29 protein-coding genes are annotated in these 23,627 nt (G+C 72.2%); 7 read left to right on the top strand and 22 right to left on the bottom strand.

What is annotated here, in order from left to right; genetic code table 11:
* Positions 1–83: 83 nt before the first annotated feature.
* The 5 genes from ACMXN5_RS18270 to mshA all read right to left on the bottom strand — a co-directional run bounded on the left by ACMXN5_RS18270 (position 84) and on the right by mshA (position 4,967).
* Positions 84–764: a response regulator transcription factor gene (locus ACMXN5_RS18270; RefSeq protein WP_078975976.1), complete on the bottom strand. Its 681-nt coding sequence runs from the start codon at positions 762–764 to the stop codon at positions 84–86.
* On the bottom strand, positions 761–1,951 hold the full coding sequence (locus ACMXN5_RS18265) for a sensor histidine kinase (protein WP_235618594.1): 1,191 nt from the start codon (positions 1,949–1,951) through the stop codon (positions 761–763). Before ACMXN5_RS18265 ends, ACMXN5_RS18270 begins: the two co-directional genes overlap by 4 nt.
* Before the next feature lie 353 nt (positions 1,952–2,304).
* A complete protein-coding gene (locus ACMXN5_RS18260; protein WP_380008871.1) occupies positions 2,305–3,063 on the bottom strand; it encodes a phosphoglyceromutase in 759 nt (252 codons plus the stop codon).
* Between the two features lie 31 nt (positions 3,064–3,094).
* Positions 3,095–3,616 (bottom strand): YbjN domain-containing protein, encoded by a 522-nt coding sequence (locus ACMXN5_RS18255; protein WP_439676152.1) that lies wholly within the window; start codon positions 3,614–3,616, stop codon positions 3,095–3,097.
* 31 nt (positions 3,617–3,647) lie between these two features.
* Complete coding sequence (gene mshA, locus ACMXN5_RS18250) at positions 3,648–4,967, bottom strand: D-inositol-3-phosphate glycosyltransferase (RefSeq protein WP_395796990.1); 1,320 nt, start codon at positions 4,965–4,967, stop codon at positions 3,648–3,650.
* Between the two features lie 207 nt (positions 4,968–5,174).
* On the opposite strand from mshA, the gene ACMXN5_RS18245 reads away from it, so the two are divergent.
* The gene (locus ACMXN5_RS18245) at positions 5,175–6,074 is read left to right on the top strand and encodes a class I SAM-dependent methyltransferase (RefSeq protein WP_439676151.1); all 900 of its coding nucleotides are present in this window, start codon (positions 5,175–5,177) and stop codon (positions 6,072–6,074) included.
* Positions 6,075–6,368: 294 nt separating this feature from the next.
* Positions 6,369–7,742, top strand: coding sequence for an NlpC/P60 family protein (locus ACMXN5_RS18240; protein ID WP_439676150.1), 1,374 nt, complete (start codon positions 6,369–6,371; stop codon positions 7,740–7,742).
* A gap of 196 nt (positions 7,743–7,938) precedes the next feature.
* Here ACMXN5_RS18240 and ACMXN5_RS18235 read toward each other — a convergent pair whose 3' ends face one another.
* On the bottom strand, positions 7,939–8,454 hold the full coding sequence (locus tag ACMXN5_RS18235) for an O-acetyl-ADP-ribose deacetylase (protein WP_395796984.1): 516 nt from the start codon (positions 8,452–8,454) through the stop codon (positions 7,939–7,941).
* A gap of 212 nt (positions 8,455–8,666) precedes the next feature.
* On the opposite strand from ACMXN5_RS18235, the gene ACMXN5_RS18230 reads away from it, so the two are divergent.
* Positions 8,667–9,995, top strand: coding sequence for a PP2C family protein-serine/threonine phosphatase (locus ACMXN5_RS18230; protein WP_439676149.1), 1,329 nt, complete (start codon positions 8,667–8,669; stop codon positions 9,993–9,995).
* On the top strand, positions 9,992–11,551 hold the full coding sequence (locus ACMXN5_RS18225; protein WP_439676148.1) for a sensor histidine kinase: 1,560 nt from the start codon (positions 9,992–9,994) through the stop codon (positions 11,549–11,551). The genes ACMXN5_RS18230 and ACMXN5_RS18225 overlap by 4 nt, the downstream gene beginning before the upstream one ends.
* Here the strand turns inward: ACMXN5_RS18225 and ACMXN5_RS18220 are convergent.
* From ACMXN5_RS18220 to ACMXN5_RS18205, 4 genes are all read right to left on the bottom strand, one after another.
* The gene (locus ACMXN5_RS18220) at positions 11,536–11,862 is read right to left on the bottom strand and encodes a DUF2516 family protein (RefSeq protein WP_414646417.1); all 327 of its coding nucleotides are present in this window, start codon (positions 11,860–11,862) and stop codon (positions 11,536–11,538) included. The genes ACMXN5_RS18225 and ACMXN5_RS18220 overlap by 16 nt on opposite strands.
* Positions 11,863–12,007: 145 nt before the next feature.
* Entirely contained in the window at positions 12,008–12,445 is a 438-nt protein-coding gene (locus ACMXN5_RS18215) for a hypothetical protein (protein ID WP_439676147.1), read from the bottom strand.
* 8 nt (positions 12,446–12,453) lie between these two features.
* Positions 12,454–12,900, bottom strand: a complete 447-nt coding sequence (locus ACMXN5_RS18210) for a helix-turn-helix domain-containing protein (protein WP_439676146.1) — start codon at positions 12,898–12,900, stop codon at positions 12,454–12,456.
* 107 nt (positions 12,901–13,007) lie between these two features.
* Positions 13,008–13,529: an RsiG family protein gene (locus tag ACMXN5_RS18205; RefSeq protein WP_439676145.1), complete on the bottom strand. Its 522-nt coding sequence runs from the start codon at positions 13,527–13,529 to the stop codon at positions 13,008–13,010.
* 82 nt (positions 13,530–13,611) lie between these two features.
* On the opposite strand from ACMXN5_RS18205, the gene dtd reads away from it, so the two are divergent.
* Together dtd and ACMXN5_RS18195 are read left to right on the top strand one after the other, a co-directional pair.
* Positions 13,612–14,049, top strand: coding sequence for a D-aminoacyl-tRNA deacylase (gene dtd, locus ACMXN5_RS18200; RefSeq protein ID WP_439676144.1), 438 nt, complete (start codon positions 13,612–13,614; stop codon positions 14,047–14,049).
* Between the two features lie 133 nt (positions 14,050–14,182).
* Positions 14,183–14,371 (top strand): hypothetical protein, encoded by a 189-nt coding sequence (locus ACMXN5_RS18195; protein WP_078979320.1) that lies wholly within the window; start codon positions 14,183–14,185, stop codon positions 14,369–14,371.
* Between the two features lie 43 nt (positions 14,372–14,414).
* Here ACMXN5_RS18195 and ygfZ read toward each other — a convergent pair whose 3' ends face one another.
* From ygfZ to ACMXN5_RS18180, 3 genes are read right to left on the bottom strand one after another with little or no spacing between them, the layout of a single operon-like run.
* Positions 14,415–15,359, bottom strand: a complete 945-nt coding sequence (gene ygfZ / locus ACMXN5_RS18190) for a CAF17-like 4Fe-4S cluster assembly/insertion protein YgfZ (protein ID WP_439676143.1) — start codon at positions 15,357–15,359, stop codon at positions 14,415–14,417.
* A 32-nt stretch (positions 15,360–15,391) separates the two neighbouring features.
* Positions 15,392–15,817, bottom strand: coding sequence for a Fur family transcriptional regulator (locus ACMXN5_RS18185; protein ID WP_078975989.1), 426 nt, complete (start codon positions 15,815–15,817; stop codon positions 15,392–15,394).
* Between the two features lie 51 nt (positions 15,818–15,868).
* A complete protein-coding gene (locus tag ACMXN5_RS18180; RefSeq protein WP_078975990.1) occupies positions 15,869–16,384 on the bottom strand; it encodes an FABP family protein in 516 nt (171 codons plus the stop codon).
* A gap of 243 nt (positions 16,385–16,627) precedes the next feature.
* Between ACMXN5_RS18180 and ACMXN5_RS18175 the strand changes: the two genes are divergently transcribed.
* Complete coding sequence (locus ACMXN5_RS18175) at positions 16,628–16,990, top strand: DsrE family protein (RefSeq protein WP_380030116.1); 363 nt, start codon at positions 16,628–16,630, stop codon at positions 16,988–16,990.
* A gap of 25 nt (positions 16,991–17,015) precedes the next feature.
* On the opposite strand, the gene ACMXN5_RS18170 is transcribed toward ACMXN5_RS18175, so the two are convergent.
* The 9 genes from ACMXN5_RS18170 to ACMXN5_RS18130 form a co-directional block, all read right to left on the bottom strand.
* On the bottom strand, positions 17,016–17,339 hold the full coding sequence (locus tag ACMXN5_RS18170; RefSeq protein ID WP_439676142.1) for a DMT family transporter: 324 nt from the start codon (positions 17,337–17,339) through the stop codon (positions 17,016–17,018).
* Between the two features lie 227 nt (positions 17,340–17,566).
* Complete coding sequence (locus tag ACMXN5_RS18165; RefSeq protein ID WP_020552259.1) at positions 17,567–17,860, bottom strand: DUF1416 domain-containing protein; 294 nt, start codon at positions 17,858–17,860, stop codon at positions 17,567–17,569.
* A 39-nt stretch (positions 17,861–17,899) separates the two neighbouring features.
* Complete coding sequence (locus ACMXN5_RS18160) at positions 17,900–18,739, bottom strand: sulfurtransferase (RefSeq protein ID WP_395796968.1); 840 nt, start codon at positions 18,737–18,739, stop codon at positions 17,900–17,902.
* Between the two features lie 246 nt (positions 18,740–18,985).
* Complete coding sequence (locus tag ACMXN5_RS18155; protein ID WP_395796966.1) at positions 18,986–19,105, bottom strand: putative leader peptide; 120 nt, start codon at positions 19,103–19,105, stop codon at positions 18,986–18,988.
* Between the two features lie 67 nt (positions 19,106–19,172).
* The gene (locus ACMXN5_RS18150) at positions 19,173–20,024 is read right to left on the bottom strand and encodes an anti-sigma factor family protein (RefSeq protein ID WP_439676141.1); all 852 of its coding nucleotides are present in this window, start codon (positions 20,022–20,024) and stop codon (positions 19,173–19,175) included.
* Positions 20,021–20,743, bottom strand: coding sequence for a sigma-70 family RNA polymerase sigma factor (locus ACMXN5_RS18145; protein WP_439676140.1), 723 nt, complete (start codon positions 20,741–20,743; stop codon positions 20,021–20,023). Before ACMXN5_RS18145 ends, ACMXN5_RS18150 begins: the two co-directional genes overlap by 4 nt.
* A 116-nt stretch (positions 20,744–20,859) precedes the next feature.
* Positions 20,860–22,410: a hypothetical protein gene (locus ACMXN5_RS18140; RefSeq protein WP_439676139.1), complete on the bottom strand. Its 1,551-nt coding sequence runs from the start codon at positions 22,408–22,410 to the stop codon at positions 20,860–20,862.
* On the bottom strand, positions 22,407–22,667 hold the full coding sequence (locus ACMXN5_RS18135) for a MoaD/ThiS family protein (protein ID WP_078975997.1): 261 nt from the start codon (positions 22,665–22,667) through the stop codon (positions 22,407–22,409). Before ACMXN5_RS18135 ends, ACMXN5_RS18140 begins: the two co-directional genes overlap by 4 nt.
* A gap of 164 nt (positions 22,668–22,831) precedes the next feature.
* Positions 22,832–23,614, bottom strand: a complete 783-nt coding sequence (locus tag ACMXN5_RS18130; RefSeq protein ID WP_439678033.1) for an alpha/beta hydrolase — start codon at positions 23,612–23,614, stop codon at positions 22,832–22,834.
* Positions 23,615–23,627: the final 13 nt, after the last annotated feature.

Raw genomic sequence — 23,627 nt, 5'->3', positions numbered from 1 at the left:
CGACGGCGCCCGCGCCGCCTCCCGGACACCGGGGGCGGCGCGGGCGCCGTCGTCACATGGGGGCCGGGGCGGCCCCGGCCCGATCAGGGCTCGAACTTGTACCCGAGACCGCGCACGGTGACCAGGTAGCGCGGGGCGCCCGGGTCCGGCTCGATCTTGGCCCGCAGTCGCTTCACGTGCACGTCCAGCGTCTTGGTGTCGCCCACATAGCCGACGCCCCAGACCCGGTCGATCAACTGCATCCGGGTGAGCACCCGGCCCGCGTTGCGCAGCAGCACCTCGAGCAGGTCGAACTCCTTGAGCGGGAGATCGATCCGCCGACCCTCCACGGTGACCCGGTGGGCCTCGACGTCGAGCCGGACCGGACCCGCCTCGATCGCGCGCGGCTCGTCCGTCTCCACCCCGCCCTGGCGGCGCAGCACGGCGCGGATCCGCGCGATCAGCTCGCGGGTCGAGTACGGCTTGGTGACGTAGTCGTCGGCGCCGATCTCCAGGCCGACCACCTTGTCGACCTCGCTGTCCTTGGCCGTCACCATGATGACCGGCACATTGGACTTGGCCCGCAGCCCGCGGAAGACCTCGGTGCCCGGCAGGCCGGGCAGCATCAGGTCGAGCAGGACCAGATCGGCGCCGCCCTGGTCGAACAGCTCCAACGCCTCGGGGCCGGTGGCGGCCACGGCCACCTCGAAGCCTTCCTTGCGAAGCATGTACGACAGCGCGTCGCTGAAGGACTCTTCATCTTCGACGACGAGCACACGGGTCATCGTGATGCCTCCATGGATGGGGTCGACGATGTCATCGACATCGATTGAGAGGTACTGGACTTGAAGGGCAGCACCAGGGTGAAGGTGGATCCCACACCCTCAAGGCTGCGCACGGTTACCTCTCCCCCGTGGCCCGCCGCGATGTGCTTGACGATGGACAGGCCCAAGCCGGTACCGCCGGTGGCCCGCGAGCGGGCCGGATCGACACGGTAGAACCGCTCGAAGATGCGATCCAGGTCACGCTGGGGAATGCCCAGGCCCTGGTCGGAAACGGTGATGACGGCCATCCGCGCCTCTGCTCTGACCTCGATGTCGACCCTCGTCCGCGCAGGACTGTAGTTGACCGCGTTCTCGACCAGATTGCCCAGGGCCATCACCAGTTGATTGTGGTCCCCCGGCACGATCAGCTCACGATCGCCCCCGATCGCGAGGGTGATCTGCTTCGACTCCGCCGCCTGCCGGCAGCGGTCGGCGGCCTCGGCCACCAGGTCGTCGAGCGGGACCGGGCCCACGTGGTGCAGCGGATGGTCGTTCTGCACCCGGGACAGGTCGATCAGCTCCTGGACCAGGTTGGTCAGCCGGGCCGACTCGATCTGCATGCGGCCCGCGAAGCGGATGATCGCCTCGGGGTCGTCGCTGGCGTCCATGACCGCCTCGGCCAGCAGCGAGAGCGCGCCGACCGGGGTCTTGAGCTCGTGGCTCACGTTGGCCACGAAGTCGCGGCGCACCGCGTCCACCCGGCGCGCCTCGGTGCGGTCCTCGACCAGGAGCAGCACCAGCCGAGAGCCCAGCGGCGCCACACGCGCGGACACCTCGAACTCGTGCGCCTCGCCGTCGGCGCGGGCGAGCAGCAGGTCGCGCTGCCTTATCTCGCCGTCGCGCCTGGTCTCCTTGGCCATCGCCAGCAGGTCCTCGGGCACCAGTTGATCCCCGCGGACCAGGCCGAACTTGTAGGCCGCGGAGGACGCCTTGACGACCGTGTCGAACTCGTCGAGGACCACGGCGGAGGAACGCAGCACCGACAACACGGTGGCCACTCCGGGCGGCAGAGAAGGGGCCGCGGCGGGCGCCGCGGCCGTACCTCTGCCCTGGGCCCGCTCACTCCAGCGGAAGGCCAGGGTGCCGGCCACACCGACGGCCAATCCGGATACAGCGGCCAAAGCGGCGGCGGCAACGTTCACGTCCACATGTTCCAGGGTAGAGCTGACCCGAACGGGTGAAACCGTCCAGAGGGTCCGTCGTGCAGATCTTCATGTGTCGTTCATCCGTGCGCCACGCCTGTCACCGGTGATCGTTCGGAGGTCGTCATGTCCGACCCGCAGACCCCGCCCCAACCGAGGGCGCCCGTGCCGGGCTGCAACTGCCCGTCCAGTTGTGGCTGTGGCTGTAAGTCCGGTTCCGCGTGCAATTGTGGCGGCAGTTGCGGCCGCTGAACCGGCGCTCGGGCCGATGAGCCCGGCCCGTGCGGAGCGCCCGGCCCCTTCCGTGACAGGCGGGCGCTCCGCGCGGAGCCGATCGGGCCTTCACCCGAAGTTCGTGATCACTTCCGCCCCTGGTTCTTGACCGCTTCGATCGCGGCCGCCGCGGCCTCGGGATCGAGGTAGCGGCCACCGGGGGTGACGGGGCGCAGATCCGCGTCCAGTTCGTACAGCAGCGGGATGCCGGTGGGGATGTTCAGGCCGGCGATGTCCGCGTCCGAGACGCCGTCCAGGTGCTTGACCAGCGCGCGCAGCGAGTTGCCGTGCGCGGCCACCAGGACCGTGTCTCCGCCGAGCAGGTCCGGCACGATCGCGTCGTACCAGTAGGGGAGCATGCGCTCCACGACGTCCTTGAGGCACTCGGTGCGCGGGCGGATCTCCACCGGCAACGACGCGTAGCGCGGGTCGGCGAACTGCGAGTATTCGTCGTCGTCGGCCAGCGGCGGCGGCGGGGTGTCGTAGGAGCGGCGCCAGAGCATGAACTGCTCCTCGCCGAACTCCTCCAGGGTCTGCTTCTTGTCCTTGCCCTGGAGCGCGCCGTAGTGCCGCTCGTTGAGCCGCCAGGAACGCCGCACGGGCAGCCAGTTCAGGTCGGCCACGTCCAGCGCAAGCTGGGCGGTGCGGATCGCGCGGCGCTGGAGCGAGGTGTGCAGGACGTCGGGCAGCACCCCCGCGTCGAGCAGCAGCTGCCCGCCGCGCGCGGCCTCCTTCTCCCCCTTTTCGGTCAGGTCGACGTCGACCCAGCCGGTGAACAAATTCTTGGCGTTCCATTCACTTTCGCCGTGGCGAAGAAGTACCAGTTTGTACGGAGCATCAGCCATGGCAAGGAGCGTAATCCACCACCGCGTGGCCCTATTGCCCGCGGTTCTCCGGGGCCGCGAAGCGGGCGAAGGCCTCCAGGTTGCGCAGGGATTCGCCGCGTTCGACGCGCCAGTCCCATTCCCGGCGGATCGAGGTGGCGAAGCCGATCTCCAGGAGGGTGTTGAAGCTGTCGTCGGCGGTCTGCAGCACCACGCCCAGGATGCGGTCGATCTCCTCGGGGCTCACCGCGGCCAGCGGGAGCCGGCCGTTCAGGTACACGTCGCCGAGTTTGTCGACGGCGAAGGCCACCCCGTACATCCGCACGTTGCGCTCCAGCAGCCAGCGGTAGAAGGCGGCGTGGTTCTCGTCCGCGTGCCGGATCACGAACGCGCTCATGGTCAGGCTGTGCGCGCCCACCGTGAGGGCGAGCGCCGTCTTGAGCTTGCGCGTGCCCGGCAGCACCGCGACGAACGTGTGCGGCGCGGACTGCTCCCACTCGACGCCGGCGTCGTCCAGGGCCGCGCGCACGGTGGCCGCGGCTCGCTCTCGTTCGGCTTCCACGGCCTGCCCCATTCGTCGCCCCTCTCGCCCCGGTACCCCGACGCTACTGCCCGCCCACGACCCACCCACGCGGGGCGGTGCTGCGGGCCAGTGTGTCGGCGTACACCTCGGCCATCGAGGCCGCCGCCGCCGCCCAGCCGAAGGAGGCCGCGTGCCGCACCGCGCCCTCGGCATAGTCCTCGCGCAGCCGGGGGGCGCGGATCAGGTCGCGCAGGGCCAGGCCGTAGTCGACCGGGTTGTGGCCCCGGACCAGGGTGCCGGAGACGCCGTCGCGCACGGCGGTGGGCAGTCCGCCGACCGCCGCCGCGACCACGGGCGTCCCGCACGCCTGGGCCTCGATGGCGACCAGGCCGAAGGACTCGTTGTAGGAGGGCACCACCGCGACGGTGGCCGCGCGGTACCAGTCGGCCAGCACGTCCTGGCGCACAGGGCGCTGGAAGCGGACCACGTCGTGGATGCCCAGCGTCGCGGCCAGCTTGTGCAGGTGTTCGGGCGCGGCCATGCCGTTTCCGCTGGGGCCGCCGACCACCGCGACCACCAGCGAGTCGCGCAGCGCGGGGTCGGCCTGGAGCAGATGGGCGATCGCGTACAGCAGCACGTCGGGCGCCTTGAGCGGCTGGATCCGCCCGGCGAACAGGATCACCGTGGCGTCCTCGGGCACGTCGAGGCGGCGGCGCGCGGCGGCCATGTCGCCGGGGCAGAACGTCTCCAGGTCCACCCCGGGGTTGACCACCGCGACCTGATCGGGCTCCGCGGCGTAGAGGTCGATCAGCTGGTCGGCCTCCTCGACGGTGTTGGCGACCAGCCGATCGGCCGCCTCCACCACCTGGGACTCGCCGATCACCCGGGCCCGGGGCTCGGGGGCGTCGCCACCCGCGAGGGAGGCGTTCTTGACCTTGGCCATCGTGTGCATCGTGTGCACCAGCGGCACGCCCCAGCGCTCCTTGGCGAGCCAGCCCACCTGGCCGGAGAGCCAGTAGTGCGAGTGCACCAGGTCGTAGTGTCCGGGGTCGCGCATCGCCTCGGTGCGCAGCACGCCGGAGGTGAAGGCGCACAGCTGGGCGGGCAGGTCCTCCTTGGACAACCCCTCGTAGGGCCCGGCGGTGACGTGCCGCACCAGGACGCCCGGGGCCATCTCGACGACCGGCGGCAGGTCGCTGCCGGTGGCTCGGGTGAATATCTCCACCTCGATGCCGAGCGCGGCCAGCCGCTTGCTCAGCTCGACGATGTAGACGTTCATCCCCCCGGCGTCGCCGGTGCCGGGTTGGTGCAGCGGGGAGGTGTGAACGCTGAGTGTCGCGATTCGACGAGGTGCCCCCCGGCGCGCTCCCCATGTGATCGCGCGCTGGACGTGGTGGCTCACTCGTTGACCTCCCTGGCCGGCCCCGTGCCCTGTCGTTCTGTTGTGCGGAACTACCAGTTGTACCGAGCCGTCGCGGACGAGGTCCGCCCGGCCCGCCGTCGCGGCCCAACTCAAGTCCCAACCCATCGTGGTCGGGCGGGATTCCCGGGCGGGGTGTGATCCACGCCCCGGCGGGGGCGTACGGAGGTGTTCGCCTACCCTGCGAGCATGGGCACGCGCGGCAAACCGGGCATCGGCGCCCCGGGAGCGGGGACGGGAGCGGGGTCCCGGTCGCGGCCGACCGGGGTGATCACCCGGGGTACCACCAACGCGAACCGGCTGCGCCGGGTCGACCGGTGGCTGACCGGGGTACACGGGCGGCTGCTGCGGGCTGCGGCCGATCCGCTGGTGGTCGACGTCGGCTATGGGGCGTCACCGGTGACCACGGTCGAGTTGGCGCGCCGACTGCGCACGGTGCGGGCCGATGTCGCGGTGGTCGGCTTCGAAATCGACCCGGAGCGGGTGGCCGCGGCGTTGCCGTACGCCGGGAACGGGCTGACCTTCGCCCGGGGCGGCTTCGAGGTGCCGCTGCCGGCCGGCCGCTCGGCGACCGCGATCCGGGCGTTCAACGTGTTGCGGCAGTACGACGAGGACGCGGTGCCGGCGGCCTGGGCGCGGATGTGCGCCCGCCTCGCGCCGGACGGGGTGCTGGTCGAGGGCACGTGCGACGAGTTGGGTCGGCGTGCGGTGTGGCTGGGCATCGGGTCGGACGCCCGGCCGCGCACGGTCACCTTCGCCGCCCGGTTGGCGGGTCTGGGGCGGCCGTCGGAGTTGGCCGAACGGTTGCCGAAGGCGTTGATCCACCGCAATGTGCCGGGCGAGCCGGTACACGCGTTCCTGACCGCGTTCGACCGGGCCTGGGACCTGCACGCGCCGCTGGCCGCGTTCGGCGCCCGGCAGCGCTGGCTCGCGGCGACCGCGACGCTGGCCCGGGACTGGCCGGTTTGCGACGGCCCGGCGCGCCGGCGGCAGGGCGAGGTGACCCTCGCGTGGTCGGCGGTGGCGCCCCTCGGGCGTGCCCGCGAGTCCTGGCGGCGGGTGTCGGCCGTACCCGACCGACTGTATTGATACATTCTGGTGACTCGTGTCCGATCCGAAACGGCACATGAAATCTTGAACACACCGCGTTGATCCGGACGTGGAACAGCTCGGCGTGTCGTCCGGGAATGGACTGATACGCCCGTTCCGATATCCGGACGATCTCGAATAGTCCCCTGCCGATCGCAGCCGGAACATGCAAGGATCCGACGCTGAACCGGTCCCCGGGAACTGCCGTCCCGAAAGCGCGGGTTCCGGTCGGCGTCGCCGCATGAAATCGTCCGCAGCGTCTCAGGACAAGCCGTTTTCCGAAAGGGCGAAAGCATGGTGAAACTCGGGGGCCGGATCGGTCTGCGAACCCGGGCCGTGACCAGCTGCGGAGCGGCACTGTTGTGCGCGGTCCTGTTCGGCGGCAACGCGTGGGCGGCTCCCGACGCGCCGCCGGTGCCGCCGCCCGCCAACACCGCGATCACCTCGGTCCAGGACCTGCTGGCCGCCCAGGCCCGGGTGCAGGAGTTGTACCGCCAGGCCGAGCAGGCCACTGAGCGATTCAACGCCACCACCGAGCAGTTGGGTCGTACCCAGATCAAGGCCAACGACGTGAACGCGGGCGTGGTGTGGGCCCGGCAGAACGTCGAGAAGGCCAAGGAGGATCTGGGCCGACTGGCCCGACTCCAGTACACGACGCGGGGCATGGACCCGCTGCTGACCCTGATGTTGTCCGCGGATCCCGCGCAGTTCCTGCGCGACGCGCCCACGTACGAGCGGGTCTCGCAGTCGCAGTTGGACACCATCGCACGCGCCAAGCAGGCCGAACTCCAGCTCACCGCAATGCAGAAGAGCGCGGACGCCCAGCTCGCCGAGAGCCGTCGGCTGGAGCAGGAAGCCGCCGCGACCCGGACCGACATCCAGTCCCGGATCACCGAGGCCGAGAAGATATTGGCCGGCCTCACCCCCGAGCAGCTGGCCGAACTCGCCCGGATGGAGGCGCTGTCCGCGGAGGCCGGTCAGGCCCAGCTGAACACGCTGATCGGCAAGCCCGACCAGCAGACCACGCCCAAGGCGGCGTTGGCCATCGCGTTCGCGATCGACAAGATCGGCAAGCCGTACATCTGGGGCGGCGTCGGCCCCGAGGGCTACGACTGCTCCGGCCTGACCTCGAAGGCGTGGGCGTTCGCGGGCGTGCCGATCCGCCGCACCTCGCAGGAGCAGTGGGCGTCGCTGCCGCGCGTACCGCTGGCCGACATGCGCCCCGGCGACCTGATCGTGTACTACTCCGACGCGAGCCACATCGGCATGTACCTGGGCAACGGCAAGATCGTGCACGCGCCCCGTCCGGGCCGCACGATCACCATCGCCAACGCCGGTTCGATGCCGATCCTGGGCGTGGTACGACCCGACGCGGGCGCGGGGACGGTGAACGCCCCGGCGATCCCGAACGTCCCGGGCCCGCCGCCCACCACGCCGCCGACGACGCCGCCGGTCACGCCGCCCGTGACTCCTCCGGTGACCACGCCGCCGGTAACCACGCCGCCCGTGACCACACCTCCGGTAACGACGCCTCCGGTGACCACTCCGCCCGTGACGACGCCTCCGGCGAGCACGCCCCCGCCGTCGACGCCACCGGCGACGGGGACGCCGAGCGGGTCGAAGTCGGGAACGCCGGCGCGTGGGTCGGGGACACCTTCGGGCGGGTGATCGCGGGTTGCGAACGAGGTTGGTGAACGGGCCTCGTGAGCGCGATCCCGTGCACGCATCGAAGGGGCCGGGCCTGCGGGCTCGGCCCCTTCGCGTAGGCGGTCGGGCGCGGGACGCGGCGGCGCGGTCCCGAGGCGAGCCGAACCCGGGGTCGCGCCGTGCCCGCCCCCGGCGACCCGACCGGCTCGCCGTGGGCCTACAGCGCGGCCACCGCCGCCTCGAAGGCGATGTATGCCCTGGCCTCGAACAGCACGAAGCGGGCCTCCGTCACGGCGGACGGTGTGCCGTGGACCGTCTCCACGGCGATGCGTGCCGCGTCGTCCATGGGCCAGCCGTAGATGCCCGCCGAGACCGCCGGGAACGCCACGGTCGATGCGCCGAGGTCGTCGGCCACGCGCAGGCACTCGCGATAGCACGAGGCGAGCAGGGCGGAGCGATCCTCGGTGCGGCTGTACACCGGGCCCACCGTGTGGATGACCCAGCGGGCCGGGAGGCGGCCCGCGGTGGTGGCCACCGCGGCGCCGGTGGCCAGGCCGCGACCCAGCTCGGCCGCGCGCAACGCCCGGCACTCGGCCAGGATCTCCGGGCCGCCCCGGCGGTGGATCGCTCCGTCGACGCCACCGCCGCCCATCAGGGAGGAATTCGCCGCGTTCACGATCGCGTCCGCGTGTTGCTCGGTGATGTCGCCGCGAACCAACGTGATCCGTGTCATGCCGACGAGCCTGCCGGCCGGGGCCTCGGCGCCGCCGGCGCATTTCCCCACAGGGGTGACGCCGCGAAACGGCGCCGGTCCGGGGTCCGGGCCGGGGGACCGTACGGTTATCGGCTCGGGCCGGCCCGCGCTATCGTCCCTTTTCGATTGCCGAACTTCGATTGCCGAACGACGCCGCGTCCGAGCGGCGGCATCATTCCGGAGGTGGTGGCGTGCGCCCCGCGTACGGCGGCGACGGCGGAGCGGTCGAACGGACCGGCTACCGCGCGGGACCGGTGTCCGTCCCCTCGGCATCGGGTCCGGTCGCCCACGTGGCGCGTCCGCTGCGCGTCCTGCTGATCGAGGACGACGCCGGGGACGCCTTCCTGGTCGAGGAGCTGCTGGCCGACTCGCCGGATCCGATGGAGATCGTCTGGGCGCGCTCGATGGCCGAGGCGATGGTCGGACTCGGCGAGGACGTCGGGTGTGTACTGCTCGACCTCGGGCTGCCCGACGCCGAGGGGCTCAACGGGCTGCACCGGCTGTTGGCGTTCGCGCCGCGCACCGCGGTGATCGTGCTGACCGGGTTGGCCGACGCGCATCGCGGGTCGGCCGCGGTGGCCGCCGGTGCCCAGGACTACCTGGTCAAGCAGGAGATCGACGGCTCGCTGCTGTCCCGGGCGATCCGCTACGCCCTGGAGCGCAAGCGGGCCGACGACTCGCAGCGCCGGCTGGTCGAGTCGGAGTTGCGCGCGCAGGAGAACGCCCGGCTCGAACGCGGACTGCTGCCCGCCCCGATCCTGCGCGACCCCTCCCTCGACTTCCTCGCCCGCTACCGCCCCGGTCGACAGCGCGCGCTGCTCGGCGGCGACCTGTACGACGCGGTGCAGACCGCCGACGGGCGGGTGCACGTGATGATCGGCGACGTCTGCGGGCACGGCCCGGACGAGGCCGCGCTCGGGGTCAACCTGCGGATCGCCTGGCGCTCGCTGATCTTCGCCGGACTCACCGGCGGTGACCTGCTCACCACGCTGGAACGAATCTTCGAACACGAGCGGCGCTCGGACGAGATGTTCGCCACGCTGTGCATGACCATCATCGAGCCCGACCGCCGCCGGGGTCGGGTCTACCTCGCGGGCCACCCGGCGCCGCTGCTGATCACCCCCGAGGGGGTGGCGCCGCTGTCCGAGGGCGCCACCGGACCGGCGCTCGGGTTGTTCCCCGACGGCCGGTGGGGATACGAGCCGATCGACCTCGGCCCGGACTGGTCGCTCCTGCTCTACACCGACGGGCTGATCGAGGGCCGGATCGGCCGGGGTCCGGAACGCCTGGGCACCGAAGGCCTGTTGCCGCTGATCACCCGCCTGCTCGCGGCCGGGGGCACCGGCTACGACCTGATCGACTCCGCCGTCGCCGCGGTGGAGGAACTGCACGGGGACAGCCTCAACGACGACGTCGCGGTGTTGCTGCTCCGGCACGATCCGAACCATCCGCCGCACGGCGCCCCGGGCGAACATCCGGTGTTGCCCGGCCCGGCGACCGGTGAGGGCCGGACGGCATGAGTCGACGCGAGCCACGAAAGCGGCCCGGCGGCCCCCGCATGCGCCAGGTCGTCGGCCTGGGCCTTGGCCTGCTCGCGCTGGTCATCGTGATCTCCGCGGTGATCGGCGCACTGGCCATATCCCGGCTGAACGACTCCCGCCGCACCGTGCTGGAGCGGCTCGAACCGGCCGCCAACGCCGCGCTGCGCCTGGAGAACGCGCTGGTCGACCAGGAGACCGGGGTGCGCGGCTGGATCCTCAGCGGCGACCCGAGCTTCCACGAGTCGTACACGCAGGCGCGGTCCGAGGAGGACCGGGCCTACGCGGCGCTGGAGCGGCTGCTGCCGAACTCGGCCGACGGTGACCGGCTGCGCGCCGACCTGGTCGAGGTGGGCGCCCGGGCCCGGGCCTGGCGAATGGGGTACGCGGAGCCGGCCTTCGCCGATCGGCCGGGCATCGCCGCGGTGCCCGACCAGGGCCGAGGGCTGTTCGACGCGGTGCGCGCGAGGACCTCGGTCCAGCAGGCCGATCTGGGCGACGAACGGGCCGCGGCACGGCACGAACTGTCGCGCGACGCCACCATGCTGACCGCGACGCTGATCGCGGTGGCGGTGTTGTTCGCCGGGCTGCTGATCGCCATCGCGGTGTTCTTCCGCCGGATGGTCACCAGCCCCCTGGAGCATCTGGGCGAGCAGGTCCGGCGGGTCACCGAGGGCGAGTACGACCACGCGCTGACCGGGCACGGCCCGGCCGAGATCGCCGCGCTCGCGCAGGACGTGAACTCGATGCGCGACCGCATCCTGGAGGAGTTGCACAGCACCGAGGCGGCCCGCGCGCTGATCGACGAACAGGCCGAGGACCTGCGCAGATCCAACGCCGAGTTGGAGCAGTTCGCCTACGTGGCCTCGCACGACCTGCAGGAGCCGCTGCGCAAGGTGGCCAGCTTCTGTCAGCTGTTGGAGAAGCGGTACCAGGGCCAACTGGACGAACGGGCCGACCAGTACATCGCCTTCGCCGTGGACGGCGCCAAGCGGATGCAGACGCTGATCAACGACCTGCTCGCGTTCTCCCGGGTGGGCCGGCTGGACAGCGAGCTGGGCGACGTCGACCTGCGGGAGAGTCTGGAACGCGCGCTGCACGCGCTGGCCGCGGCCCGTGAGGAGAGCGGCGCGAAGATCACCGCCGATCCGCTGCCCACCGTGCCGGGCGACGCGGTGCTGCTCGGGCAACTCGTGCAGAACGTGGTCGGCAACGCGATCAAGTTCCGCACCGGGGAGACTCCGAGGGTGCACGTGGGCGCCCGCTGGGACGGCGAGCAGTGGGAGTTCGCCTGTGTCGACAACGGCATCGGGATCGAACCGCAGTACGCCGACCGGATCTTCGTGATCTTCCAGCGCCTGCACCCGAAGGACGCCTACGGCGGCACCGGCATCGGACTGGCCATGTGCAAGAAGATCGTCGAGTATCACGGCGGTCGGATCTGGCTGGACACCGAGGTCACCGCCGGCACCACGATCCGCTGGACCCTGCCCGGCCCGCCGCCCGCCTCGGACGAGGCAGCTCACCAGGGGCCGTAGGGCCCCATGTTGTTGCGGCCGCCGCCGCGCCGGCCGCCGACCTCCTTGAGCGCGGGGCGCACGTCGACCATGTAGACGATCGCCGCGACCAGGCCCGCGAGGGTGAACATCAGGCCCAGGCCGCCGGTCGGCAGCACGTCGACCACGACCGCGATGCCGAGCAGGATCAGCCAGAAGGACTTCTTCTTCTTGTCGGCGGCGCGGTACGCGTCCTCGCGCCGAAACGCCGCGTCGAACAGGCAGAAGACCTTGAGCAGGAGAATGCCGAGGAAGAGCCAGGTCAGCGCCTGGTCGAACTTGGCCGTCAGCAGACCATCGGCGATGTCCATGCCCATCGATCCTCCTCTGCGCGGCCGCCGGGTGCCGCCACGTCGTGCGGGGGCTTCCAGTCTGGCACGCCGGGCGCAGCCTCGGGGGTTCCCCGGGCCGCGCCCCGACGATGGTGACGCGGACGGATCAGGCGCCGGAACCGCCGGTCGGCTCGGTACCGGTCTCGGCGGCGGGCTTGGTCCGCGGCTTGGCGTTGGCCCGCTTGGCCGCGGTCACACCGGTCGCGGCGGTCTTCGCCCGGCTCGCGGCCGGCGCGGCCGGGGGTTCGGCGACGGGCGTGGCGTCGTCGTGCCGGTCGCCGCGCTTGACCAGCTTCTCGCCGCGGGCGGCGAGGTCGTCGTAGATCCCCCGGGCCCGGTCCACCTGCGACCTGGCGAAGGTCTGGGTGCGGTCGGGGAGCGTCTGGATGCGCTCACGGAGCACCTTCGGGTCGGTGACGACCTCGGTCCGGAACCGCTCCGGCAGCTCGCGCAGCTTCTCCACCACCAGGTCGCCCGCGCCGGCGACGGCGTAGAACGGGGTGGTCTCGGTCAGGGTCTTCCTCAGTTCCGTGGCGATCGCCATGGTGTTCCTCACTCCTTGTGCGTGTGGATCGAGGGATCGGTCGTGGCCCGGCCGGGCTTGCCGTTCTCGGTTCCGTCGGCGGCGCCCGGTACGTCCCGCACTGCGCCGTCCTGTGCGTTCTCCTTGCGGAATGCCTCGTAGATCTCCACGAGCACCCGCTTCTGACGGTCGTTGATCGCCGGATCCGCCATGATCGCGGTGTGCACCTCGCGGTCGCCGTCCTCGCGTTCGTCGAGGATGCCCGCCTGCACGTAGAGCGTTTCGGCGGAGATGCGCAGCGCCTTGGCGATCTGCTGGAGGATCTCCGCACTCGGCCGCCGCAGACCGCGCTCGATCTGGCTGAGGTAGGGGTTGGACACCCCGGCCACTTCGGCGAGTTGCCGAAGCGAGTATTGCGCGTTGCGGCGTTGCTCCCGGATGTATTCACCCAGCGAGCCGACGTTCAGACCTGCCATGCCCCCCAGCATGCACACATCACGCTTGCTCCTGCAAGCACCCCGCTAACAACCGCGAGCGCGCCGCCGAGCCGGGAGCCGACCGGCTTCGCCGGCCCCGGGGCGGGTCAGCGCCCGGACAGCAGGTCCTCCACCTTGGCCTCGCCCTCGCGGTAGCGCCGGGTGATCTCGGCGGCGCAGTCGTCGGCCGTGCGCTGGAGGCGATGCCGGCGGGAGGAGACCTCCTGCTCGTGGCCGGCGAGCTTGTCCAGCGCCTCGCCCAGTTCCGCGTCGGTGTGCGCGGCGAGGTCGGACAGGCCCACGTCGGCGAGCAGTCGCTCGATCCAACTCCGGTAACGATCGGTGCGCGGGGGCTGTACGTTGACGTGCCGGGCGCCCCGGGTGGGCGGTCTGGATTCGGACAGGATCTCGGGCAGCCGGCCCACCACCGGCGATTTCGGCTCGGCGCCGTCCCCGCCGGACCGCCGGGCCAGTTCGGCGCGCAGGATGTCGATCCGCCCCTGGAGCAACCTCCGCAGATAGGACAGATCGTTCTCCTCGCGCTGGGCGTCACGCATGAGTTCGCGAACCCGACTCAGCGCGAGGGCACGGATGGCCTCCGGGGCCACTCCGTCGGGAAGATCCACCATGAGACGCATCGTGTCATGTCGGGCAGACCGTCGCGTGCCACATGGCGCGGAATCGATCCGGACGGGTGTGCAGAATGGGCCCATGCGTGCCGTCGTGCAAGTGGTGACCGAGGCTTCCGTAACCGTGGACGGGGACGACGGGGAGGTGACAGTCGGCTCGATCGTGGGCCCCGGACTGTGCGTCCTGGTCGGCGTCACGCACACCGACACCCCCGAGATCGCCCGCCGACTGGCCGCGAAGTTGTGGAGCCTGCGCGTGCTCGACGGCGAGAAGTCCTGCTCCGATCTGGCCGCACCGTTGCTGGTGATCTCGCAGTTCACGCTCTACGGCGATGCCCGCAAGGGTCGTCGGCCCACCTGGAACGAGGCCGCGCCGGGACCGGTGGCCGAACCGCTGGTGGCCGAGGTGGTCGCGGCGCTGCGGGCGCTGGGCGCCGAGGTGGCCACCGGCGTCTTCGGCGCCGACATGCGCGTCGCGCTGGTCAACGACGGCCCGATGACCCTCGTCGTCGACATGTGAGCCCGGTCGCGACCACGACGACCCCGAGAAATCCCAGGGTCGCGAACCCCGCTTCCCGGGGGTTCTCCCCATGTTCCCGGGCTTCGCGGGGAAGGAGAATGGCGACAGGTTCACCGACCGAAGGGGGTTGACCATGTCGCATCGCGGGCCGTACATCGCGGCCGGGATCGTCGTCGCCATCATCGCGCTGATCGTGCTGCCGTCCTGGATCGCCTGGACCATCGTGGCGGTCGCGATCGGCCTGCCCGTCGTCGCCTACTTCACCCTGGACCGCTCGCAGCGGCGGCGCCTGCACCGCATCCGCCGCCGCGAGATCCGCTAGCAACGCGACCCGCCCGGCCCCCGGGCACGGGCGGGGGGCGGCGCTACGCGGGGACCACGATCTCCTGCGTCGCCGGCACCCCGCCGGCCAGGAGTTCGGCGTCCACGGCGGTGTTGCGCTTGATCAGCGCGAGCGCGATCGGGCCGAGTTCGTGGTGGCGCGCCGCGCTGGTGACGAACCCGACCTGGCGGCCCGCGAGTTCCACCGGCGCGCCGTGCGCCGGCAGCGTCTCCTGGGTGCCGTCCAGGTGCAGGAAGACCAAGCGCCGCGGCGGGCGGCCCAGGTTGTGCACGCGCGCGACCGTCTCCTGTCCCCGGTAGCAGCCCTTGTCCAGGTGCACGGCGGTGTCGATCAGGCCCAGCTCGTGCACGATCGTGCGGTGGTCGGTCTCCAGGCCGCGCCGGGGCCGGTGCGCCGCGATCCGCAACGCCTCGTACGCCCACATGCCCGCCGGATGCGCGTGCTCTTGCCCATACGCCGCCAGCCGCTCGCGGGGCAGGAACACCTCGCGGCCGTACTCGGTCGCCCGGGCCGGCACACCCTCGGGAGCGTCCCCGCCCGCCTCGTGCACGACGGCGAAGTCGGCGGACACGTCGGCGACCTCGACCCGCAGCATGAAGCGCATCCGGTCCAGGAACTCGACCAGGGCCGGCGCCTCGCCGGGCTCGACGTGGGCCCAGAACGCCTCGCCGTCGTCCACCCCGTACAGCGCGTGCTCGATGTGCCCGTGCGGGCTCAGCACCAGCGTCAGCGTGGCCTCGTGCGGCTTCAGGTCGGTCAGGTGCTGCGTGGTCAGCGAGTGCAGCCAGCTCAGCCGGTCCGGGCCGGACACCCGGATCACGTCGCGGTGCGACAGGTCGACGAAGCCCTCGCCCGCCTCCAGCCGACGTTGTTCGCGCAGGGGGTCGCCGTAGTGCGCGGCGACGCCGGCGTCGGGGGCTTCCGCGGCGACCGCGCCGGGCAGGGTCAACAAAGGGCTCGTGGGCATGTCCCCACAGTACGAGACCCGTCGAAGAAACCTCAGTTCGCCCGGGCCGCCGTGCACTCCGCACAGCGGCCGAAGATCGCGAAGTGCGCGAGGTCGATGTCGAACCCGTGCTCGACGCGCAGCCGCTCGCCCATCCCGGCGGCGACCTCGGTGCCCACCTCGATCACCCGGCGGCAGTCCCGGCAGACCAGGTGCAGATGGCCGCCGGCGTCCGCCGGGTGATAGGTCGGCGCACCGTGCCCGAGGTGGGTGTGGGTGACCAGGTCGAGCTGTTCGAGCAGTTCGAGGGTGCGGTAGACGGTCGAGATGTTGATCCCGCCGGCGGTCTTGTGCACCTCCACCAGGATCTCGTCCGGTGTCGCGTGGCCCAGCGCGTTCACCGCTTCGAGGACGAGTTGGCGCTGCGGCGTGAGCCGGTAGCCCTTCTCGCGAAGCTCGTGCTTCCAGTCAGTGCTCACGCAGGGAAGTTTACGAGTGCGCGGCGCCCGCCGGGCGGGGCGAGCGGGCGACTACTCGGCCGCGAGTTCCGCGTCGACCCGCTTGAGCTGCGCGGAGACGTGTGCCTGGAGCGGGTGTCCCATGGCGGCCATGTCGTAGGCGTACATCAGCTCGCCCTTGACCAGGCCGTAGAGCCGGTGTCCGGCGGTGTACTCCTTGGCGTCCTCGGTGCGCGCGACCACGTCGGTGCGCATCTCCAAGCGCGGGCCCTCCACCTTGCCGAGCCAGATCTCCACGATGCCGGTCGGGTGGGCGAGCGTGACGTCGACCGAACCGTCCAGCTTGGAGCGCCAGAAGCCGGTCTCGGTGGCCAGCGGGCGCACCCGCTCCCCCGCGTCGTCGAGCAGCCAGGTCCGCGACGTGTAGGTCAGGAACGGCTTGTTCGCGATATAGCCGAAGGTGACCTGCTGGCCGAAGCGGAACGCCTCGATCGTCGGGTAGTCGCCGACACCGGCGCCTTCCCAGGTGCCGAGCAGGAACGCGAGGGGGACGGCGTCGAAGTGCAGGTCGTCCGGGATTTCGATCATGGTGGGGAGGGCCGCTTCCGAGGGTCGGGTACGGCCGGTCAGCCTACCGGGCGTCGGCTCAGTTCTGGCCCTTGTACAGCTTGGACACGGTCAGCGCGGCGAACCACGCGACGAGGACGCCGACCACGGCCAGCAGCGCAATGAAGAAGATGTGCATCGCCCGGGTGCTCCTCGTGCTTCGTACGGGGCGGCCGGATCGCCCCGGCCGGGTGCCAAACGGCCTCAGTGTATAGGCTGCGAGCCGTGAAGCGATCTCTCGTGGTCAAGGTCACCGCAGGTCAGGACGCGCCGGAGCGCTGCTCCCAGGCGTTCACCGTGGCGTCGGTGGCGCTCGCGTCGGGGGTCGACGTGTCGCTGTGGCTCACCGGCGAGTCGTCCTGGTTCGCGCTGCCCGGGCGGGCCGCGGAGTTCGAACTCCCGCACGCCGCGCCGCTGCCGGATCTGCTCGACGCGCTGCTCGCGGGCGGACGGGTGACGTTGTGCACGCAGTGTGCGGCGCGGCGCGAGATCACCGGGGACGACGTGCTGCCGGGGGTGCGGATCGCGGGCGCCCAGGTGTTCGTGCAGGAGGCGCTCGCCGACGGGGCCCAGGCGCTGGTGTACTGACCGGCCGGGCCCCGACGCGCCGGTGTCAGTGGCTGATCCCGGAGATGTTCAGGCCGATCACGCCGAGCAGGACCAGGCCGATCGAGATCAGCTTGAGCGGGGACGAGCCCTCGTTCAGCAGCCAGATGCCCACGAGCGCGGTGCCCGCCGCGCCGATCCCGGTCCACACCGCGTAGGCGGGGCCGACCTCCAGGGACTTGAGCGCGTAGGTGAGCAGTCCGAAGCTGCCCAGCGCGCAGGCGGCGAAGCCGATTGTGGGCCACAGCCGGGTGAACCCGTGACTCTGCTTGAGCATGATGGCGAAGCCGGTCTCCAGGATCCCCGCGATGATCACAATCGCCCATGCCACGTGTTGCCTCCCGGCGTCGCGCCTTGCTCCGGTGCCCCGATGCGCCGGGCGGTTCCCCCGACGATACGGAAACCTTTCTGCCCCGCCGACGGGCGGGACACACCGGGTGCACGACCGAACGACCGCGCCCCTCCCCCGAGCACGTGGGGAGGGGCGCGGCCGTATCGCACCGAGCGGTGGCGGATTCCGTGGGTGTACGTCCGAAGGAGATCCGCCCCGTCGGCGTGTCAGACCGCGATCTCGACCTCGGCGACGGTGCCCTTCTCGGACACCACCACGCTGCGGTCCACGGTCGCCCCGGGCACGAGCGCCCGGACGGTCCAGTTGCCGGGTGCCGCGAAGAACCGGAACTGGCCGGTCGCGGACGTGGGCACCTCGGCGGTGAAGTCGCCACCCGCGTCGAGCAGGCGCACGTAACCGTTGATCGGCTGCCCGCCCTTGGTCACCGCCCCCTGGATGATGGTTTCCTTCGCCACGTCAACTCCTGCCAGATCCGGGCCGCCGGCCTTCGCACCGCACATCGTTCCTGCTCCCTGCGTTCGGGTGGGTGTAGCCGTCGGTCACTTGCCGTCGCCGAGCTCGATCGGCACGCCGACCAGCGCGCCGTACTCGGTCCACGAGCCGTCGTAGTTGCGCACGTTGCCCTGCTCCAGCAGCTCGTGCAGGACGAACCACGTGTGCGCGGAGCGCTCGCCGATCCGGCAGTAGGCGATGGTGTCCTTCGCCAGGTCCACGCCCTCACCCTCGTACAGCGCGGTGAGCTCCTCGTTGGTCTTGAAGGTGCCGTCGTCGTTGGCGGCCTTCGACCACGGGATGTTCTTCGCGGTCGGCACGTGGCCGGCCTTCTGCGACTGCTCCTGCGGCAGGTGCGCCGGGGCGAGCAGCTTGCCGGAGAACTCGTCGGGCGAGCGCACGTCGACCAGGTTCAGCGAACCGATGGCGGCGAGCACGTCGTCGCGCCAGGCGCGGATCGAGGTGTCCTGCGGCTTGGCCGTGTAGGTGGTCGCGGCGCGCTCGGGCACCTCGACGACCAGCTCGCGGGAGTCGAGCTCCCACTTCTTGCGACCGCCGTCGAGCAGCTTGACGTCGCTGTGGCCGTAGAGCTTGAAGTACCAGTAGGCGTAGGACGCGAACCAGTTGTTGTTGCCGCCGTAGAGCACGACGGTGTCGTCGTTGGCGATGCCCTTGGCGGACAGCAGCGCCGAGAAGCCGGCTTCGTCGACGAAGTCGCGCTTGACCGGGTCCTGCAGGTCGTCGCGCCAGTCGATGCGCACCGCACCGCGGATGTGGTTCTTGACGTAGGCGCTGGTGTCCTCGTCGACCTCGACGAGGACGACCTTCGGGTCGTCCAGGTGGGCCTGGACCCAGTCGGCGTCTACCAGAACGTCGGAGCGGCTCATGGGATACCTCCGGTGCAGAAATGCGCGGGATCTCGCGGATGTCGGGGTGCACGTTCGCGACACACGTTCGCGATACACCCGGGCATGCCGCGGCGCCGCCGCATGCGGGGATGTACGTGTGTCAGGGGTGTTTCACGCGGGAGCCGGGTGCCCGTTCCGCCGTGTCGTCACACGGCCCGGGTCCCGGGGCCGACGGCCGGTCGCGATCCACCGCGGGTGGATCGCCGAACGACGACTGTCGACAAGTCAGTCAGCGCAACACAGGCAGGTCTGCGTGCGGCACAGGTCCACTGCGCGCCGCTTGGTGAGGTCATCCGCCTGTCGCTTCACATCACGATCGTAGGGACGGATGACCGCCACTGTCATGCATGTCCCATCATGCGAGACAAATCTGTCCGCACCTTGAGATTCCCGTGGGATTAGTCCTTATTTGTCAGGGTTGTGCGGATGGAATCTCCAAGAGTTGTTCGCCGCCGCCGACGGTCCTGACGCTGAAGCGGACGATCTCGCCGACGGGGATGCTGGTCGCGCCCCGGATCGGATCGGCTGCGGGGTACTCGCCGTCGGGCACCACCCACGAGGACGCGGTCTCCACCCGGCCCTTGGTGCCGTAGACGTCCAACCGGCAGCGGGTGCCGGGGCGGATCCCGGACAGCGACAGGTCCACGCTGCTGCCCCACGCGGTCGCCGCGTAGCGCAGTTCGGCGCCCGCGCCGGAGCGTGGATCGCCCGCGCGCACGGTACGGCCACCCGATTGCGCGGGCGGCGTCGCGGCGCCGGGCGCGGTGGCCGGCGCGGTCGGCGTGCCCGGGACCGTGCCCGTCGGCGCCGCCGCGGTGTCCCCGTCGCGGCCGGTGTCGCCGAGCGCCCAGCCGGTGAGGCCCGCAAGCAGCACCAGCACCGCCGCGGCCGCGGCGGCCAGCGAGCGCAGCCGCCGACCCCGGTCGGCCCGCTCGGCGGCGGCGGACAACAACCGCGCGGGGGCCGCCCCCTGCGCCGCCGCGCCGCTGGCCCGCGCCTCCGGCTCGCTGAGCCGGGCGAGCATCCGGGGCAGGCCGGCCAGTTCCTCGTACTCGGCCCGGCAGCGCGGGCAGCCGGCCACGTGGGTACGCACCCGGGCGGCCTCGTCCTCGTCCAGCGCGCCGACCACGAACGCCCCGAGGTCCAGGCGCGCGACCGCACAGCTCAGCGGGGCGGGCGATCCCGGCGGCCGGGCGGGCGGCGGGGGGTTCGTGCCGGGAGTGGTGCCGTTCGTCGTCGTGCCCTCGTCGCCGATGTCCGTCACGGGACCAACCCCCTTTCCTCCAAGGCCACGCGCAGCGCTCGCAGCGCGTAGTACGTCCGTGATTTGACCGTGCCCTCCGGCACGCCGAGGGTCTTGGCCGCGTCGGCCACCGAACTGCCCCGGTAGTAGGTCTCCAGCAACACCGCGCGGTGCTCGGGGCTCAGCGCGGCCATCGCGTCGGCGACGTCCCAGGCGAGCACGGCCCGGTCGAACTCCGCCTCCGCGCCCTCGTCGGGCACCGTCGCGAGCACCGCGTCGCCGGTCTCGGGCGGCCGGGCGCGGCGGGCGCGGCCGACGTCGATCACCACGTTGCGGGCCACGGTGCACAACCAGCCGCGGACCGAGCCCCGGCCGGGGTCGAGGGCCTCGGGGTGGCGCCAGGCCCGCAGCAGGGTCTCCTGCACCACGTCCTCGGCCCAGGCCCGGTCGCCGCCGGTCAGCCGCAGCGCGAACCCCAGGAGGGGGCCGCCGTGTTCGAGGTAGAGGGTGCGGATGACCGCCTCGTCGGCGGTGGATATTCGGGACGCCGAGTGCAGCGGATCGGCAGTGTGCAGCGGGTCGGCGGCCTGGAGCGGGTCGCCGGCGGGCAGCGCGGCGCCGACGGGTGGCGGGTCGGCGGCGGGCCGGTCGTCCTCGGGGGCGGTGCGCGCGAGGAAGGCGCGAGCGGCCGCCGGGTCCGCCTGCGCCTCGGCGCCGAGCACGTCCGAACGTTGCAGCACACCCGCTTCACGAGCGGGCGGGCCCGGCGGTTCATCCCGCGTCCCGGGACGGGACCGGCGGCGTATCCACGGCATGGCCGCATCCTTCCGTGACGAGGCCGCCGATGCACGGTTAATCAGCCGATCATGACCCGGCCCAACAGATACGCGGCCGGCGCGGCGAGCGCGAGCGGCAGGGACACACCGGCGGTGAAGTGCACGAACCGGGACGGATGGTCGTAGCCGGCCACCCGCCGACCGAGCAGCGCGAGTGCCGCGGCACCGGCCCCGAGCAGCACGGCGTACGGCGCCTCGCCACCGAGCGAGACGGCCGCGGCGGCGCCCGCCGCGGAGCCGAGCAGCCAGGAGGGGATCGGCGCGATCGCCGGGGGCAGCGGAACCGCCCGGACCAGCGTCGCGACACCCGCCGCCAGCACCGCCGGCACCACCGCCGCGCCCGCGTCGATCGGCCCGCCCGACAGATCGCCCGCGACCAGATAGGCCACGTCGAAGGCGGTGATCAGCGCGGCGGACGTGGTCACCGTCAGCGCCGGCAACAACTCCCCCGGCCGGGCCCCGCTCCGGGCCTGCAGGGCCAGCGTCACCAACAACGCGCCGGCGAGCACCGCCGGCACGCTCGCCAACCCCTGCTCGCCCTTGGCGTAGACCGCCGCGTCGGTACCCAACGCGACCAGCACCACCAGCGCGATGCCCTGGCGCGCCGGCCACATGCCGTTCAGCCGGAACCACCCGACGGCGGTGAGCACCTGGAGGAACACGATGCCCAGCAGGAGAGCGGGCTTCCCGGCGATCGCGGTGACCGCGAGCACGCCGGCCAGCCCGACCGTGCACAGCCCCGGCAGCAGGCCGGGCGGATCCCAGATCGGCGTCTTGGCCGACCGCGACGCGCGCGTGGGCGAGTCGCCGCGCCGGGGCGCGGGCACCGGAAGCAACGCCCGGTCGGGGGCGGACTCCGTCCCGATCCGGTGGTCGGGGTCGGCCGCGTAGTCGACGTCCGCAACGAACTCGACGCCGGGATCGAAGTCGATGTCCGCAGCGAAGTCGATGTCGGCGGCGAAGTCCGTGCCCGCGCCGAACTCGGCGCCGTAGTCGGCCCCCGGCTCGAACTCCGGCTCGAACCCGGTCCCGTGGCCGCCGCCGTGCCCACCCGCATCGTCCACGATCGCCGGCATCACCTCGGTCGCGCCGGCGTACTCGCCCCGACCCTGCTCGCCGTGATGGGGCTCGCCTTGGTGCGGCACCCCGCCGTAGCCGTCGCCGCCGTAGGCCCCGAATCCGGATTCGGTGATCGCGGGCAGTACGTCGGTCGCGCCGTCGTAGCCGTAGCCGCCGCCCGGAGCCGGCACACCCGGCGGATCCGGGTAGCCGTACCCGCCGCCGGCCGCCTGGCCCGCCATCGGGTCCTGGTAGCCCTGCGGATACTGCTCCCCCTGATAGCCGTACGCCCCGTGGTCGGCCTGCTGCGGGTGCGGCTGCCCGTACTGCCCCGCCTGCGCCGGAACGGCGCCATAGGACTCGACGGGCTGCCCGCCGTACGGCTGCCCCGGATCGCCCGGGTGTCCCGGATAACCGTGGGCGACCTGCTCCCCCGGGTATCCGGTGGCCGGGTCGTAACCGCCCGGCTCGTCGTATCGGTCGCCCGTCGGGCGCCCGTCGGGGCCGCTCATCCGCCGGCGAAGGGGGGCAGGACCTCGACGGTGCCGCCCTCGGTCAGGACGACCGCCGCGTGGTCGCGACGGCCGACCGGGTCCCCGTCCACCACGAACGAGCAGTTCGCGACGACCGCCTCGAAGCGGGTCGAGCCGCCGTGGAGCTCCCGGGCCCGGCGCAGCGCCTCGGCGAGGGTGGCCGCGTCGTACGGCTCCTCCGGCGTGCCCGCGGCCTCCTTCGCCGCGGCCCAGTACCGCATGGTGCCGACCGCCATCGCGCGCCCTCCCGTGTGTCTGCGTCGTGTGTGGGTCCGCCGGTGTCCCGGTGTGTCGGTGTCCCGGTGTGCCGATGCGCCGTCCCGGTGCCTGCCGGCGCCGAGGCGTGCAGCATCCATGATGACGCCTCGGGACGAGCCCTTCGGTCCGCCCGGCGCGCGGATCACCCTTCGCTGTGCGCCCGGGCCCACCGGCCGATCCGGTCCACCAGCTCGGCGTCGACCGCGTTTTCGGCGTGCCCGAGGCCGGGTTCGATCCACAACTCCTTCGGCGGCCGGGCCGCGGCGTGGATCTGCCGGGGGTGGTCGAGCGGGAAATAGGGGTCGCGATCGCCGTGCACCACGAGCAGCGGCGTGGGCGCGAGCGCGGCGGCGGCCTCGAACGGGGCGAGCGGGACCGGGTGCCAGGGCTCGGCGGAGATCCGGGTGCGAAGCGCGAACCGGGCGAGCACCCGGCCGGTCGGGCGCTCGATCGCGAAGTGCACCCGGCGCATCGGCGCGGTCCCCCGGTAGTACCAGCGGGCGGGCGCGCTGACCGCGACCACCGCCGCGGGCCCGGGGTACAGCGCCGCGTGCCGCAGCACGACGCCGCCGCCCATCGAGAAGCCGACGGTGACCACGCGGCGGTAGCCGAGCCGGCGACCCCAGCCGATCGCCGCCTCCAGGTCGCGCACCTCGCGGTCGCCGACCGTGCTCAGCCCGGTGGACGCGCCGTGTCCGCGAAAGTCGAACCCGATCACCCCGCCGTGCCGGCGCAACCCGCGCAGCACCGTGCGGACCGCCGGTCGCCGCCACGATCCGGTGAACCCGTGGGCGACCACGAAGACCCGATCGAGTGCCCCGGAATCCGCCCCGGACCCCGCTGCGGAATCGGCCGCCGGCCCGTGTACCGCGCTGATCCGCACGTCGTCGTCGGTGCACAACACGGCCTGCTCGGGTGCAGGCATTCCGGTGAACGGC

This window comes from Embleya australiensis, assembly GCF_051903075.1.
In the GTDB taxonomy this organism is placed as follows: Bacteria; Actinomycetota; Actinomycetes; order Streptomycetales; family Streptomycetaceae; genus Embleya.
This window is presented reverse-complemented; position numbering and strand designations above follow the sequence as displayed.

Excerpts from the sequence above, each read along its gene's own strand:
- ACMXN5_RS18160 (WP_395796968.1), bottom strand. The coding sequence starts at position 18,739 with ATGAGCCGCTCCGACGTTCTGGTAGACGCCGACTGGGTCCAGGCCCAC.
- ACMXN5_RS18235 (WP_395796984.1), bottom strand. The coding sequence starts at position 8,454 with ATGACACGGATCACGTTGGTTCGCGGCGACATCACCGAGCAACACGCG.
- ACMXN5_RS18260 (WP_380008871.1), bottom strand. The coding sequence starts at position 3,063 with ATGGCTGATGCTCCGTACAAACTGGTACTTCTTCGCCACGGCGAAAGT.
- ACMXN5_RS18245 (WP_439676151.1), top strand. The coding sequence starts at position 5,175 with ATGGGCACGCGCGGCAAACCGGGCATCGGCGCCCCGGGAGCGGGGACG.
- ACMXN5_RS18210 (WP_439676146.1), bottom strand. The coding sequence starts at position 12,900 with ATGGCAGGTCTGAACGTCGGCTCGCTGGGTGAATACATCCGGGAGCAA.
- ACMXN5_RS18135 (WP_078975997.1), bottom strand. The coding sequence starts at position 22,667 with ATGGCGGTCGGCACCATGCGGTACTGGGCCGCGGCGAAGGAGGCCGCG.
- ACMXN5_RS18180 (WP_078975990.1), bottom strand. The coding sequence starts at position 16,384 with ATGATCGAAATCCCGGACGACCTGCACTTCGACGCCGTCCCCCTCGCG.
- ACMXN5_RS18165 (WP_020552259.1), bottom strand. The coding sequence starts at position 17,860 with ATGTGCGGTGCGAAGGCCGGCGGCCCGGATCTGGCAGGAGTTGACGTG.
- ACMXN5_RS18225 (WP_439676148.1), top strand. The coding sequence starts at position 9,992 with ATGAGTCGACGCGAGCCACGAAAGCGGCCCGGCGGCCCCCGCATGCGC.
- ACMXN5_RS18205 (WP_439676145.1), bottom strand. The coding sequence starts at position 13,529 with ATGGTGGATCTTCCCGACGGAGTGGCCCCGGAGGCCATCCGTGCCCTC.
- ACMXN5_RS18130 (WP_439678033.1), bottom strand. The coding sequence starts at position 23,614 with ATGCCTGCACCCGAGCAGGCCGTGTTGTGCACCGACGACGACGTGCGG.
- ygfZ (WP_439676143.1), bottom strand. The coding sequence starts at position 15,359 with ATGCCCACGAGCCCTTTGTTGACCCTGCCCGGCGCGGTCGCCGCGGAA.
- ACMXN5_RS18255 (WP_439676152.1), bottom strand. The coding sequence starts at position 3,616 with ATGGGGCAGGCCGTGGAAGCCGAACGAGAGCGAGCCGCGGCCACCGTG.
- dtd (WP_439676144.1), top strand. The coding sequence starts at position 13,612 with ATGCGTGCCGTCGTGCAAGTGGTGACCGAGGCTTCCGTAACCGTGGAC.
- ACMXN5_RS18195 (WP_078979320.1), top strand. The coding sequence starts at position 14,183 with ATGTCGCATCGCGGGCCGTACATCGCGGCCGGGATCGTCGTCGCCATC.
- ACMXN5_RS18140 (WP_439676139.1), bottom strand. The coding sequence starts at position 22,410 with ATGAGCGGCCCCGACGGGCGCCCGACGGGCGACCGATACGACGAGCCG.
- ACMXN5_RS18215 (WP_439676147.1), bottom strand. The coding sequence starts at position 12,445 with ATGGCGATCGCCACGGAACTGAGGAAGACCCTGACCGAGACCACCCCG.
- ACMXN5_RS18270 (WP_078975976.1), bottom strand. The coding sequence starts at position 764 with ATGACCCGTGTGCTCGTCGTCGAAGATGAAGAGTCCTTCAGCGACGCG.
- ACMXN5_RS18155 (WP_395796966.1), bottom strand. The coding sequence starts at position 19,105 with ATGACAGTGGCGGTCATCCGTCCCTACGATCGTGATGTGAAGCGACAG.
- ACMXN5_RS18240 (WP_439676150.1), top strand. The coding sequence starts at position 6,369 with ATGGTGAAACTCGGGGGCCGGATCGGTCTGCGAACCCGGGCCGTGACC.